This window comes from Hoylesella buccalis ATCC 35310 (genome assembly GCF_000177075.1).
Lineage (GTDB): Bacteria > Bacteroidota > Bacteroidia > Bacteroidales > Bacteroidaceae > Prevotella > Prevotella buccalis.
Genome location: NZ_ADEG01000045.1, coordinates 26,506 through 41,224 on the forward strand (window position 1 = coordinate 26,506; position 14,719 = coordinate 41,224).

Here is a 14,719-nt window from a genome sequence, read left to right on the forward strand (position 1 = left end):
TAAAAAAACAGGCATGAAGAATACAAAAGATAGAGAGAAGCTATTTAAAAATATAGAGGACATGTTAGATCATGACATTGACCAGCTTACCAATCATGAGGAAGGAGCCAGCGAAGAACTTGGTGCACCAGAGTTTGATATGGACGGTGTTTTCAATAACATCATGAAAGTAATCACGCAAAAGAAGCATCATCCAATTGCGAATGTCCTCAAGTGGACATCAGCAGCGATTATTGTCTTTATGCTCGGATTTAGTTCTTATTACCTCTTTCTCAATTCCAGCGTTAAACACCATGAAATCTATGCTTCAAAAGGTGAGAAGTTGCTCGTGGTTCTCCCTGATGGCACAAAGGTATTTCTTAATTCTGACTCTAAACTTAGTTACCCCGATAGGTTTTATGACCGACTCAGGGAAGTTGGACTCGAAGGTGAAGGATATTTCCAAGTCGCCAAAGATGCCAGGCATCCATTCATAGTCAGAACTTACGATATGATGGTGAAGGTTACGGGAACAAAATTTAATATCAAAGCCTATCCAGAAAACAAAGATATCGTAACAACTTTGGATGAAGGACATGTTCTGGTGGGAAAATCAGGTAAGGAACACACCTTACGGTCTATGAAGCCCAACCAACAGGCCATCTATGCACGTAGAACGGCATCATGTGCGATTAGGAACGTGTCGAGCAATAATGGTTCGTCTGATTGGAAAAACAACAGACTGTCTTTCATTAATACGCCGATGGATGAAGTGCTGCTGACGCTCGAACGCAATTTCAATGTCACTTTCATCATCAAAGAGAACGCTGCTAAAAAATACAGCTATACATTCAACTGCAGTTCGAACGATATCAAAGAAGTGATAGAAACAATGGAGACAATCACACCGATAAGAATTAAAAAGCAAGACGAACAAACATATATAATCAATTAATTATAGCTATGAAGACAACAACTCAATTAAACATTGTCAAACGACTATGTGTGTTTTTTGTGGCAACATTGTTACCTCTTTGGCTCTGTGCTCAAAGTCAGGTGATAAGTGTGAAGTTCAACAACATGCCCCTTGGAAAAGCGATGAAGGTTATAGGCAAGAAATCGAATCTAAAGATTGCCTATAGCAAGGAATTTGTCGACTTGGATAAGCTGGTAAGCCTGTCTGCCAAGAATAAAAGGGTAGATAAGGTGCTGGATGCCTTGTTCCATAATATTGATGTGGCTTACAGCATCAAGAACGGTACCATTATGTTGTATAGGACAAACAGGCTGAAAAAGGACGCTAAGACCAAGCCTTCACCAACTTATGTAGCGAATGATGCACAGCCAGCTGTTTACGGAAGGGTAAAGGATAAAAATGGTGAACCTCTTGTTGGAGCGACTATTTCGACACTTGACCAAAAAGTTATTGCCATCACTGACCAAGAAGGACAGTTCAGCATTAAAGTAGATCCTGGTACAGTACTGAAGATTAACTATGTAGGTTGTGAGGAGATTAAGTACACAGTTAGGGATGGCAGGACCATATCCCTTGTGATGCAGGAAGATGCCACGGGGCTGGATGAGGTCGTTGTTGTTGGCTACGGCACACAAAAGAAAATTAATCTAACTGGAGCTGTTTCAATGATTAAGGGCGATGCGTTGGAAAATCGACCGATAGCTAACGTTACATCAGGTTTGCAAGGAATGCTGCCAGGGGTAACCATTGAGTCTTCGAGCGGACAACCAGGTGCAGTCCCCAGTATTAGGGTTCGTGGTATCAACACCATCAGCAGCAACACCTCGCCATTGATTTTAATTGATGGAGTGGCAGGAGGCGACTTAAACCTTCTGAATCCGTTGGACATCGAGAGTGTATCGGTGCTCAAGGATGCAGCCTCGTCAGCTATCTATGGTGCCCGCGCTGCAAATGGTGTGATATTAATCACAACGAAAAAAGGTAAGAGAAAAGAGAATGCCCATGTGTCTTACAGTGGATATGTGGGAATGCAAACCCCTACAGCCTTACCAAAGTTGGTTAACGGAAGGCAATATATGGAGCTTTACAACGAGTCCATGGCAGCAGCTGGCTTCTCCAAGCCATACAGCGAGGATGCGTTCCAAAAATATGATTCAGGAGAATATCCAAATGAATATTCCAACACCGACTGGGTGCATGAGATTTTCAAAAAGAATGCTTTACAGACCTCCCATGCAGTTAGTGTAAGAGGTGGTGGTGACAAAAGTGCGTATTTTTTATCATATGGCTACTTAAACCAAGATGGTTTGGTGGTTGGCGATGCGTTCAATTCCAAGCGTCATAATGCTCGTATCAATGTGAATACAGAAATAGGATCTCGCTTGAAACTGAACGGAACGGTTAGTTTTGTGGATTTCAACCGCCAGGTATCTGGATTTTCAGGAACGGGTGGAGTATTTCGTCTAGCCCAGAGAATCTCACCGTTGCTGCCAATCAAATGGAAGCAGAAGAACGATGCCGGACAATGGGAAGATACGCCGTACTGGTCATACGGATCGGTAGGCAACCCATTGTATGTCGCGTATGAAGGTGGTTCACAGAAATCTAAGTCGAGAACGTTAAATGCTATCGTTGAAGCCAATCTTAAGATCGTAGACGGGTTATATTTGAATGGACAATACTCTGCAAACTACTATTTCCGTGAAATAGATGAGTTTTCGCCCACGTTGCTAAAGTTTAATGCAGATGGCGAGCCAAGCCCCGACAACAAGACGATGAAAAATTCAGTTCAGCAAAGTCATCAAGATGCATTGACGCAAAGCTTCCAAATCACGTCTACTTTCAACAAGAAGTTCTGGAAGCACGATATTGGAGCATTGCTGGGCTTTTCACAAGAATGGTATGATAACAGCAATTTGAGTGGAAGTCGAAAAAACATTCTCGTAGATGATATTTATGTGCTTAGTATGGGTACGGAAGACATTACAAATAGCGGCACCAAAGGACAATGGGCATTACAATCTTATTTTGGCCGACTGAATTATGCTTTTGACAATAAATATTTGCTTGAAGCCAACCTTCGTATAGACGGCACTTCTCGTTTTGCAAAGAACAACCGTTGGGGCTATTTCCCTTCGTTCTCTGTTGGCTGGAATTTCTTCAGAGAGGATTTCATGCGGTTCCTCGATTCTTATATGTCGATGGGAAAGCTGCGTGCATCCTGGGGAGAATTGGGTAACCAGAATGTGGGCAGTACATTCTATCCTTATGTTACTCCCATCGAACGTAGGGAAAAGGCATATCCTATCGGTGATACAAACAACGTTGGATTTGAGCAAAGGAAACTGGGAAATACAAACATCAAGTGGGAGACGATACGCATGATGAATGTCGGTTTGGACTTGAACTTTATTAGCAATAGATTGTCCTTGACGTTCGACTGGTTTAAGAAGGAAAATATCAATGCACTGGTGAAACCTATTTTTCCGACTATTGTAGGTGTTGTTGGTTCGAATAATCTTCCGTTTGAAAACATGGGACGTATAGAGAACAAAGGCTGGGAGTTTGGTGCTTCTTGGCGAGACCATATCGGTGAAGTAAGATATGGACTGAGTTTAAATATATCCGATTCGAAAAATAAAATTACTGATTTGGGCAATAGCGAACCAAGTCTTGGTAACCATATCCGGCGTGTAGGTGATCCTATCAATGCCTATTATGGGTATCTGACTGACGGTTTGGCTCAAACGAGCGATTTCGAAGGAAGAAACGAAGATGGAAAGTATATCAATCCTAAATTTGTTGTGCCAAACGCACATAAGTCAATTGTTCAACCAGGAGACATTAAGTATCGGGATGTTAGCGGTCCAGAGGGCAAGCCTGACGGTATGATTGACGAGTATGATAAGGTGGTGTTTGGCGAGCCATTCCCTCATTACACCTATGCAATCAAGGCCAATATTGCATGGAAAGGCTGGGATTTCAGTTGTTACTTTCAGGGCGTGGGGAAAGTGAATGGTTATCTTTCAGACGAAGCCCGTCACTGTTTCATCAATGACTATTCGGTTCCAAAAGTTGAACACTTGAACCGTTGGACACCTAATAATCCCAATGGAACTTATCCGAGATTGTATCAAGGACAGTCGCACAACCTCATGTTTAGCAATTATTGGCTCGAGGACGCATCATATCTACGTTTGAAGAACGTGCAGTTGGGTTATACCTTCCCTAATAAATGGGTGTCCAAGTTGGGCATGAATCATGTGAGGGCATATTTTTCAGCTGATAACTTGCTGACGTTTACCAAATATTTTGGTTCTTATGATCCAGAAGTACGTGAAACTTCTGGAAGTATATATCCACAAGTCAAAACTTATGTTTTTGGACTATCCGTTAACTTTTAAAATGATGTGTTATGAAGACTTTTAAATATTTTGGCATTCTGTTCATCGGTTTGATGATAACAGTTTCATGCAGCGATATATTAGATAAATACCCTTTGGATTCGGTTACCAACCAAACATATTGGAAAACGGAGGAACAGCTACGTTCGGCCTTGTACCCGTGTTATGATGCTTTTGACTATGAGACTCTAATCAAATGGGCTGAGGCAACTGCTGAAACGGTGTTGTGGGGTGATGTTAAAAGTGGATTGAGCAAGGTTTCCGGAGGTAAACACACCTATAGCGACGGGTTTCCTATGAGCTCATATTGGTCAAGGGCGTATAGCAATATATACACTTGCAATAATTTTCTTGACAACTACAACTCCGCCCCTATCCCACAGGAAGTTAAAGATGTGTATGCCGGTGAAGTGAAGGTCATTAGAGCCTATGAGTATTTCATGTTGACCACTTTCTTTGGTGACGTACCATGGGTGGATCATGTGATAACATCCAAAGAGGCCTATATCGCTCGAACGAGCCGTAGTCAAGTCATTGATCATATCTTGGCTGATCTTGACTGGGCTGCTGAACGCTTGCCTGCGAAGAGACAGTTAGGAGTTAATGTTGGTCGCATTGACCGTTGGGGAGCCTTAGCCATGAAGGCTCGTATTGCCTTGCAGAACGAACGTTATGAGATAGCAAGAGATGCCTGCCGGGAGATTATGGATAATAGTCCCTATGGACTGTACGACTATGCTAAGCTATACCAGCAAGAGGGAGACGTAGAGACAAATCCAAAGAACAATGAATCTATTATCTTCAGCCTCTATGTGAAAGATGTTCGCATGCACAACACCTCGCGAGAAATATGCAGTCCGGTTGACTATGTGCGTTTTATGGCATCCAAGACTTTAGTAGATGCGTTTTTGTGTACAGACGGTAAACCGGCTAAGGCAGGATTGGAATATTATCACAATAATAATGTCGTAACTTCTGATTTGTACACATACCCCGAGAAACATTATGCAGACTATTTTAAAAACCGGGATCCGCGTATGAGGATGACACTCTATGCTCCTGGTGACAAGTGGCCCGGCGGCGACGATGGTGACAAGGATGTAGACAACGCAAATCCTATTTTTAAATTACCACGTTTTGCTTCGCTAAGTAACAACAACCGCAAGGGGGCTAACAGCTATACGGGTTTTTATTTTAAAAAGTACAGCATCATTAACAATATAGCTTATAGAAAAGGACATAACAACTATAACGTCATTCGTTATCCTGAGGTTTTACTCACTTATGCCGAGGCCTTGTACAAATTAAACGGCACCTTAACTCAGCAGGAGATTGACGAAACTGTCAATAAGTTGAGAAACCGGGTGGGCATGCATCCTATGAAACTCGACGAGTTGAAGAAATGGAACATGGATCTATGGACAGAATTGAAGCGTGAGCGCCGAGTAGAAATGAGTTTCGACGGTATGCGTTATGCAGATATTATGCGTTGGCGCGAAGGTGAACTGAGATTTGGTCGTGCTATAACGGGACCTAGCTTAACTGTATGCATGAATGATTTAGGGCGGAATCCGTATCCTGACAATGGTGTGGATGAGTTTGGTGACATTGTTCATGAAAAGTCTACGGCCGAAGGCGGAATCCGATATTTCGATCCTAAAAAGCATTATTTGTGGCCTGTGCCGTATGAGGAAAGGCTCAAGAATCCTTTATTGGGACAAAATCCAGGATGGGAGGAGTAATATATTCTCACATTAAACTTTTATAAGTATCAACATAATAAAAAATAAAATGAAAAATATAATTCTTATCATGAGTATTCTGATGATAAATTTGTCAGGATGCTCCAAAGCCAGCACAGACTTCAATACTTCTGGAGATGATGGTTGGGACCATCAAAAGAGTAAAAATAATTTAACGGTAATGAGTTATAATATTCGTCACTGTTCCCCGTATATAGGTTCAGGTGTTCCCTCTCCGGCAGAAGTTGGCAATGTGGCTAAGGTCTTGAAGGATAAAAATGCCGATGTGGTGCTTTTGCAGGAAGTTGATTCCATGACCACACGTGCCTTCAATATTGATCAGGCAAAAGAACTTGCCAAGCGAGCAGGGTATAAATATCACAAATTTTTCAAGCAAAAAGACTATCAGGGTGGAGCTTACGGCGCTGCGATATTGTCTAAATATGAAATGAAGAATATCATAAACCACCCTTTGCCCAAAATGATAGATGGTCAAACGATTAAAGGCAGCAACATATTGGGTAGTGCAAAAATCGTGTTCGCAGGAAAAGATATTTATATTGCGACAATGCATCTCTCCGTTACAGAGAGTGAGCGGCTTAAGCAATTTCCCAAGTACTTAGAATGCTTAGAACCATACGCTCATAAATTGATCATTATAGGTGGCGACTTCAACAGCCGTCCAACTGATGCATCTATAACCATGTTGGAAGCAAACGGCTTTACTCGTACGAACAAAGATCCCAACAAGTTTACCATTCCTTCTGATAAGCCAAATCGTGAGTTGGATTATATTGCCTATAAACCATCAACAGCAGTAGATGTTGTATCTCACACGGTCTTTACCGGGATTAACGCATCAGACCATTTACCAATAGTTTCAGTATTGAAAATTAAATAAAGTTAATATGAGAATCTTAATTTCATTTTACCTACTACTTATCTCACTTTGTGTAGGGGCGCAAGGACCACTCAAGTTAAGAGTCATGACGTATAACTTGCGCTTTGGAGAATTGGCATCACTCGAGGAGTTGGCTTATCACATTAAAGCGTTCAAGCCAGACTTTGTTGCCTTGCAAGAAGTAGACTGCAACACTCATCGTGAACGTGCTCCCAAGCAGAACGGAAAGAACTTTATATCAGAATTAGCCTATCACACGGGTATGTTTGGTTTGTATGGAAAAACCATCGACTACTCGGGGGGCTATTATGGTATTGGTATGCTGGCTCGGTATCCATGCATTGACATGAAAAAAGTAATGCTGCCCAATCCTTCCAAGTCAGAGCAAAGAGCCGTTATGTATGCCACTTACGAAGTAGGTACAGACACGCTCGTGTTTGCTGTAACCCATCTTGATATAAGCGGAAAGGACGCCAGAAAGGAGCAAGCAGAATTTATCGTACAAGAACTTCAAAAGTGTAATTATCCGGTCTTGATTGGAGGAGATTTCAATGCTGGTCCTACCGAACCTGCTATAGAGAAGGTTATGGACAAATGGGGACGCAACATGACAATTATGGATCAGACATATTCATCGACAACTCCAAAGATCAAAATAGACTATATATATGCTTATCCTAAGAATAGATGGGAGGTGAAAACAAGTCAAACGGTACGGTCGTACTTGTCAGACCATTTTCCAATCGTATCGGAAATTATTCTTAAAAGATAACCTTTGCTCAAGATATGAATCATGATGTTTAGGAAATACCGACTTTTACTGTTGTTTCTATTATTACCGCAAGTTTTTCTTGCCGCTGATAATGATATCACAGTGCCAGCAAAAAGAGTTCTCGATCGTATTTTAGAGGTTCCTGAAAACCGCATAGTATATAAGGTTTTACCACGTCAGGAAGGTCTGGATGCTTTCTCTATCAGTTGTGAGAACAATTGTCTAACACTCAGCGGAACAAGTACAACGGCATTGACTTATGCTTTTTACACCTATGTGCGCAATGCTTGCCATGTCATGGCCACATGGAGTGGAAATAATATAAAATTGCCTAAGCAACTTCCAAATTACCACTCTGGTGTCATCAATAGTCCGTTCAAGCTCCGCTATTTTCTTAACGTATGTACATTTGGGTATACAATGCCCTATTGGGACTGGGAGCGTTGGGAAAAAGAACTCGACTTAATGGCACTTCATGGAGTGAACATGCCTTTGGCATCTGTTGCATCAGAGGCAATAGCAGAACGAGTGTGGACGAGAATGGGGCTTTCAAAAGCTCAAATACGGGAGTTCTTCACCGGACCAGCATATCTACCTTGGCACAGAATGGGTAACCTCAACCAATGGGACGGCCCTCTGTCTGATGCGTGGCACAAGCAACAAATAACGTTACAACACAAAATCATATCACGCATGCGAGAGTTGGGCATGCATCCCATTGCACCAGCTTTTGCAGGTTTTGTGCCAAAGGCATTTGCCAAAAAGCATCCAGAGATTAATTTCAAACACCTTCGATGGGGAGGTTTTGCTGATTCCTTGAACGCTTATGTTTTACCACCTGAGTCATCATACTTCAAACAGTTGGGCAAATTATTTATTGAGGAATGGGAAAGGGAGTTTGGTGAAAACACCTACTATCTTTCTGACAGTTTCAATGAGATGAAGCTCCCTGTAAATCCTAATGACGAGGAGGAAAAATGCAGACTATTGGCTGAATATGGCAAGGCAATCTATCAGTCAATAAACGCTGGAAATCCTCATGCGATTTGGGTAACTCAGGGATGGACCTTTGGTTACCAGCATGATTTTTGGAACCGAAAAAGTCTTAGTGCCTTACTCAGCCAGGTGCCAAACGATCGAATGATTATCATTGATTTGGGCAACGATTATCCCAAATGGGTGTGGCATACCGAGCAAACTTGGAAGCGTCACAATGGTTTTTATGGCAAACAGTGGATATTCAGCTACGTTCCTAACTTCGGGGGAAAGACGCTTCTTACAGGCGACTTGGAAATGTATGCTACCGATGCTTCTCTGGCTTTGTCGGCAGCCAACAAAGGTAATCTAGTTGGAATAGGATCTGCTCCCGAGGGATTGGAGAATAACGAGGTGGTCTATGAGCTTTTGAGTGATGCCGCATGGACTGACAAGGGGATAAATCTTGATGAGTGGATTGCGAATTATTGCATGGCGCGATATGGCAAATATCCCGACAAGATGAAAGCAGCGTGGAACGGATTCAGAAAAAGCGTATACTCCTCTTTGTATTCATATCCAAGATTTACGTGGCAAACTGTCATTCCTGACACTCGGCGCAAGAGTAGACACGATTTAAATGAAACTTATTTCAAAGCTGTTGAGGACTTTTTGTCGTGCGCTGACGAGTTGGGAGGGGCAAAATTCTACCAAGACGATGCGATACTTTTCGCTGCGCAATACCTTGGTGCAAAAGCTGATATATATTACGAGAATGCACTCCGCTATGGCTCTCTCAACAAACATGTTGAGGCAAATAAGCAGCTCAGTAAGGCTATTGAGTTGCTGCTGTTTGCCGATAAGATTTTAGCATCTCACCCTACCGACCGACTTGATGTTTGGATAGCAAAAGCCAGAAGTCAAGGACACACGCCTCAGGAAAAAAATCAATATGAAGCGAATGCCAAGCGATTAATTACCACATGGGGAGGTCACCAAGAAGACTATGCTGCCAGATGCTGGAGCGGACTTATCAAAGACTATTATATTCCAAGAATACAAATATATTTTTCAAACCAACGGAAGATGCTGGATCAATGGGAGGAAAACTGGATAAACAAACACGGACAAACAGAAAAGCAACTCCCCCTGGCCAACCCTTTGAAAGAACTGAGAAGAATCATATCAACAATAAACCATTAAAATTCTAACATCAATGAGTGCTGCTAAGAAACTATTCCTTTTGGGTTGTCTGTTATTCATACCATTTTATTGCAATGCAGAGGATCAAGATATTGTGTCGATTAAGGCTTTGGTAAGTCGAATTCTACCAAAGCACGAGTCACAATTCGAATTTACCAAAAGCAAGTCAAAGGTAAAAGCAGATGCGTTTACGCTTGAAAGCGGAAAGGATGGCAGGATTCATATTGCTGGGAACAATGCAAATTCAATGGCTGTGGCTTTGAATTACTATCTGAATAACTACTGCCATACTACCGTGTCCTGGTATGCAGAGGTTCCGGTGGTGGTTCCTGATAAACTCCCAGGTGTACCTACTCTCGTTAAATCGAATGCTAAAGTAGAGAGAAGATTTTTCCTTAACTACTGTACGTACGGTTACACGATGCCTTTCTTCAGTTGGAAAGAATGGGAAAGACTCATAGACTGGATGGCTCTGAATGGGGTAAACATGCCCTTGGCCATCACAGGACAGGAGGCTGTTTGGTATGCTGTATGGGAAAAAATGGGCATGTCTGACAGTGAAATTAGGAGCTATTTCACAGGGCCGACATACTTACCGTGGAATAGAATGGCCAATATTGACAAATGGAACGGTCCCCTTCCAATGTCTTGGCTCGAACAGCAAAAAGAGCTTCAGCAAAGAATTCTGCTGCGCGAACGCTCTCTGAATATGAAGCCGGTGCTCCCTGCTTTTTCCGGACATGTACCTGCAAAACTCAAGGAGTTATATCCCCAGGCCAATATTAAGTATCTGGGTAGATGGGCAGGCTTCAGTGATAATTACCGGTGTCACTTCCTCAATCCCGAAGACCCTCTGTTTGCCAAAATCCAAAAAATGTATCTCGAGGAACAAAAGGCTTTGTTCGGAACAGACCATATCTACGGAATCGACCCATTCAATGAAGTAGACCCGCCCAGTTGGAAGCCTGAATATTTAAAAGAAATATCACATAATATATATCGTACCGTTACATCTGTTGATCCTGGAGCTGAGTGGATGCAGATGTCGTGGATGTTCTACCATAACAAGAAACAATGGACACCAAAACGAATAAAAGCGTTGCTAACGGGGGTTTCACGAGGGAAAATGTCTCTATTGGATTATCATTGTGAAAATGTAGAGCTATGGAAGACAACCAATAACTTTTATGGGCAGCCATATATTTGGTGCTATTTGGGAAATTTTGGAGGCAACACAACGATTACTGGTAATGTTAAAGAAAGTGGGCAGAGGCTGAACGAGGCTCTGAACAAGAAGAACAAAAACCTGATAGGTATAGGCTCCACACTCGAAGGACTTGACGTTATACAGTTTCCTTACGAATATATTTTGACACAAGCATGGACGGCAACACCTGCTGACAAGGAGTGGATAGACAACCTTGCAGATCGACATGTCGGCTTTTCATCTCCTAAATTGCGGCAGGCTTGGCAGATATTGTTTAATGATATTTATACTCAAATTCCGAGATCATTGGGCATACTGCCTGCATTACGACCCATATTAGGGAAGTATCAGGAGCGTCGAACTGAAATTACTTACCCAACAAAACGCCTGGAAGAGGTTTGGAAACTGATGAGTGACGTTTCCGAATGTGATAGAAATGAATATCAGTTGGATCTTATTGCTGTTGGCAGACAAGTTTTAGGCAATAAATTTTTAAAGTTAAAGTTGGAACTTGATTCATGCTATGTAAATAAAGATTTAGTTGGCTTGCAACGTACGGGAAACACAATGAAAGAGGTTTTGGTCGACTTGGATTATCTCACTGCTGGCAACTCTCGCTGCTCCATTGGTAAATGGATTGATGATGCGCGTGCCTATGGAAATAATGACCTGGAAAAAGCATACTATGAAAAGAATGCACGAAATCTCATTACGACATGGGGAGGCTCACTTAACGACTATGCCAATAGAACGTGGAGCGGTCTTATTCGAACCTACTACGTTCGTAGGTGGAGTATGTATATTGACGAGTTGACAGCATCTGTTATGTCAGGAAAGCCGTTCGATCAGCAACAGCTTGACAAGGCAATAGGTGAATTTGAACAAAACTGGGTTAACTCAACAGAAAAGATAGATTGTGTCGAAACAAGTCATGTTCAACAGTTCTGCCGTTATCTTATTCAAAAATATGGAATATAGGTTCTTACCACCTGAAATTTCTTCTTGTAACGTAAACTTCATCACATTTTAGCATATTAAAGTTGTTGATAACCATTCTTTTTTATAGATTTGTCATGTCATAAGCTGAAGAGTTAATTCGTCAGTAAATGTACATGAAATACCAGTTTTGCATGAATCAAGAAGACGTAGAATCGATAAAAGAACTCAAAAATGGCAGTCAACTTGCATTTGCTAGCATATATAAACTATATGCCAGCCGAGCTTATCTTCTTGCATTTAAATATTTCGGCGACAAGTATATGGCAGAAGATGCTGTTCAAAATGCATTTATCAAGTTATGGAATAATCGACAAACGCTTGATGAGTCTTGCCCCATCCAAAATTATCTTTTCTGCATTCTCAAAAACGACATCATAAATACTCTCCGCGACAATAAGAAGAAAATAGCAGGAGCTAACTTCTGGCTCAAAGAATTGGTATCCGAAGATGATGGCGATGAGCAGCGATTCGCAAGAGAAAAACAATGGAAAAAGGTGATGCGAGCTGTGGAAGCCTTACCCCCACAACAAAAGAAGATATTCAAACTAAAACTTAGCAATTATTCTAATTCTGAAATTGCCAACATGTTAAATGTTTCTGTCAATACTATAAAATACATGTATTACATTTCGCTCAAACAAATAAGAACACTTGTCAAGGTGCTACTGGTCGTCTTTATTTTTAATCCGTGATGTTTACTTATAAAAAATGAAGGAGGCCTCTTTGACAAGTTTGCCTTGTTTGATATCAAAGAGAAACTATCAGCACTCAAATAGTTACAAACAACGCACAAGCTAGTCAAATCAAAAATCCCGATTGGTCAGCAATGCGACCAATCGGGAATACATATAGATTTGCTTTACAGTGCAATTATATATCTAAAAATAATATCCACTGAACAACATGGATGGGTGTAGGGCAATCAATAATGCGCACAACACATCCCGCCACTTATTCAGCAGCCTCTTCAGCGCTTTCAGTTGCTGGGGCTTCTGCCTCTTCTGTTACTTCAGTTTCTGCAACAGATGCTTCAGCATTTGCTGCCTCTTCAGCAGGTTCTGAAACCTTCTTCGTTTCAGCTGCTAGCTCTTCCTTTGGAGCGTTTTCAGCTATTACTTTCACAGGAACCTTCACTTCTACTTCCTTGTGGAAGTGAATGACAGCCTCATAGTCACCTACCTTCTTGACGTCACGCATGGTGACAATCTTGCGGTCGACGTCAAAGCCTTTCTTTGCCAGTTCTTCAGCCACAGTAGCAGCGGTAACCGAACCGTAGGTAACACCAGTAGCAGAAACCTTGGCCAGTATTTCCAAAGCTACATTTTCCAATGCGGCAGCCTTCTTCTCAGCCTCGGCCTTCAAAGCAGCCAGCTTGTGAGCCTGCTGTCTCATGTCCTCTGCAAGAACCTTCTTAGCCGATTCTGATGCGATGACAGCCTTGCCAGTTGGAATCAAATAGTTACGTCCGTAACCCTTCTTTACGTTCACTATATCGTTCTTGTATCCAAGACCGATGATATCTTCTTTCAGTATAATCTCCATTCTGTTTCCTCCTCCTTATTTATTTCATCAAATCGGTTACGTAAGGAAGCAGTGCAATCTGGCGAGCACGCTTAACAGCCTGTGCCACACGACGCTGATACTTCAAAGATGTTCCAGTAATACGACGTGGCAAAATCTTGCCTTGCTCGTTCAAGAATTTCTTGAGGAACTCAGGATCCTTATAGTCAATATATTTGATACCGCTCTTCTTAAAACGGCAATACTTTTTCTTCTTAGTGTCCACTGAAGGTGGAGTCAAATAACGAATTTCTGATTTATTCTGTGCTGCCATGATTATGCCTCCTTTTTGTTTGCATATTTCTGCTTTCTCTTCAATGCATACTCTGCAGCATACTTGTCGAGCTTAACAGTCATATAACGAATTACTTTCTCGTCGCGACGGAAGCCGGTTTCGAGCGTTTGTACCAATGTGGGCTCACCCTTGAACTCAAACAGGCAATAGAAGCCCGAGTTTTTCTTCTGAATTTGGTAAGCCAGTTTCTTCATACCCCAGGCCTCTTCATTCAGAATCTCAGCACCATTGTCGGTGAGCAGCTTCTTGAACTTAGCGACCGTTTCCTTCATCTGTTCATCAGACAAAACGGGAGTCAAAATGAAAACGGTTTCGTATTGATTCATACTACTTTAAAAATTAATGATTAAATATTTTTTGCAAATTGCGGTGCAAAGGTACTGTTTTTTTGCAAGTCTGCCAAATAATTTTCGTACTTTTGTCGACAAATACAGATTACTGATGAGAAACAAGTTATCTCCCTCGATTGCACTCTACTGCGTATACCTAGGGGTGTTTATCCTCGTACTCAGCCACGTTACTGGCTGGAACAGGATGAACGGTCTATTGCTCACGGCTTTATTGCTCATTTTTTTTGGTATTGTCGGTTACATTCTCATCCAAAAGCATCAAGACAAACACTAAAATCCAGGCAGCTTGTTTTTCTTGCCCACACCTATCACTGCCTACCTTGTTTACAGGTATCTTGTTTACAAGTACCTTTCAA

Annotated in this window: 11 protein-coding genes; 8 read left to right on the forward strand and 3 right to left on the reverse strand. The window is 41.8% G+C overall.

What is annotated here, in order from left to right; all coding sequences use genetic code 11:
- Positions 1 to 13: 13 nt before the first annotated feature.
- From HMPREF0650_RS04880 to HMPREF0650_RS04915, 8 genes are all read left to right on the forward strand, one after another.
- Positions 14 to 934 carry a FecR family protein gene (locus HMPREF0650_RS04880; protein ID WP_004348807.1) on the forward strand — a complete coding sequence of 307 codons (921 nt, stop codon included), beginning with the start codon at positions 14 to 16 and terminating at the stop codon, positions 932 to 934.
- A gap of 8 nt (positions 935 to 942) precedes the next feature.
- A complete protein-coding gene (locus HMPREF0650_RS04885; protein ID WP_004348808.1) occupies positions 943 to 4,359 on the forward strand; it encodes a TonB-dependent receptor in 3,417 nt (1,138 codons plus the stop codon).
- Between the two features lie 11 nt (positions 4,360 to 4,370).
- Positions 4,371 to 6,101 carry a RagB/SusD family nutrient uptake outer membrane protein gene (locus tag HMPREF0650_RS04890; protein WP_004348809.1) on the forward strand — a complete coding sequence of 577 codons (1,731 nt, stop codon included), beginning with the start codon at positions 4,371 to 4,373 and terminating at the stop codon, positions 6,099 to 6,101.
- Between the two features lie 49 nt (positions 6,102 to 6,150).
- Positions 6,151 to 7,002, forward strand: a complete 852-nt coding sequence (locus HMPREF0650_RS04895; RefSeq protein ID WP_004348810.1) for an endonuclease/exonuclease/phosphatase family protein — start codon at positions 6,151 to 6,153, stop codon at positions 7,000 to 7,002.
- A gap of 85 nt (positions 7,003 to 7,087) precedes the next feature.
- Positions 7,088 to 7,774, forward strand: a complete 687-nt coding sequence (locus HMPREF0650_RS04900; RefSeq protein ID WP_004348812.1) for an endonuclease/exonuclease/phosphatase family protein — start codon at positions 7,088 to 7,090, stop codon at positions 7,772 to 7,774.
- A 24-nt stretch (positions 7,775 to 7,798) separates the two neighbouring features.
- Positions 7,799 to 9,952: an alpha-N-acetylglucosaminidase gene (locus tag HMPREF0650_RS04905; protein ID WP_004348814.1), complete on the forward strand. Its 2,154-nt coding sequence runs from the start codon at positions 7,799 to 7,801 to the stop codon at positions 9,950 to 9,952.
- A 13-nt stretch (positions 9,953 to 9,965) separates the two neighbouring features.
- On the forward strand, positions 9,966 to 12,137 hold the full coding sequence (locus tag HMPREF0650_RS04910) for an alpha-N-acetylglucosaminidase (RefSeq protein WP_004348815.1): 2,172 nt from the start codon (positions 9,966 to 9,968) through the stop codon (positions 12,135 to 12,137).
- Between the two features lie 152 nt (positions 12,138 to 12,289).
- A complete protein-coding gene (locus HMPREF0650_RS04915) occupies positions 12,290 to 12,850 on the forward strand; it encodes an RNA polymerase sigma factor (protein WP_162013121.1) in 561 nt (186 codons plus the stop codon).
- Between the two features lie 259 nt (positions 12,851 to 13,109).
- Here HMPREF0650_RS04915 and rplI read toward each other — a convergent pair whose 3' ends face one another.
- Genes rplI through rpsF form a run of 3 tightly spaced genes read right to left on the reverse strand, consistent with a single transcriptional unit; the run spans position 13,110 to position 14,339 of the window.
- Positions 13,110 to 13,700 (reverse strand): 50S ribosomal protein L9, encoded by a 591-nt coding sequence (rplI, locus tag HMPREF0650_RS04920; RefSeq protein ID WP_004348818.1) that lies wholly within the window; start codon positions 13,698 to 13,700, stop codon positions 13,110 to 13,112.
- Between the two features lie 19 nt (positions 13,701 to 13,719).
- A complete protein-coding gene (gene rpsR / locus HMPREF0650_RS04925; protein ID WP_004348819.1) occupies positions 13,720 to 13,992 on the reverse strand; it encodes a 30S ribosomal protein S18 in 273 nt (90 codons plus the stop codon).
- 2 nt (positions 13,993 to 13,994) lie between these two features.
- Positions 13,995 to 14,339 carry a 30S ribosomal protein S6 gene (rpsF, locus tag HMPREF0650_RS04930; protein ID WP_004348820.1) on the reverse strand — a complete coding sequence of 115 codons (345 nt, stop codon included), beginning with the start codon at positions 14,337 to 14,339 and terminating at the stop codon, positions 13,995 to 13,997.
- Between the last annotated feature and the right edge of the window lie 380 nt (positions 14,340 to 14,719).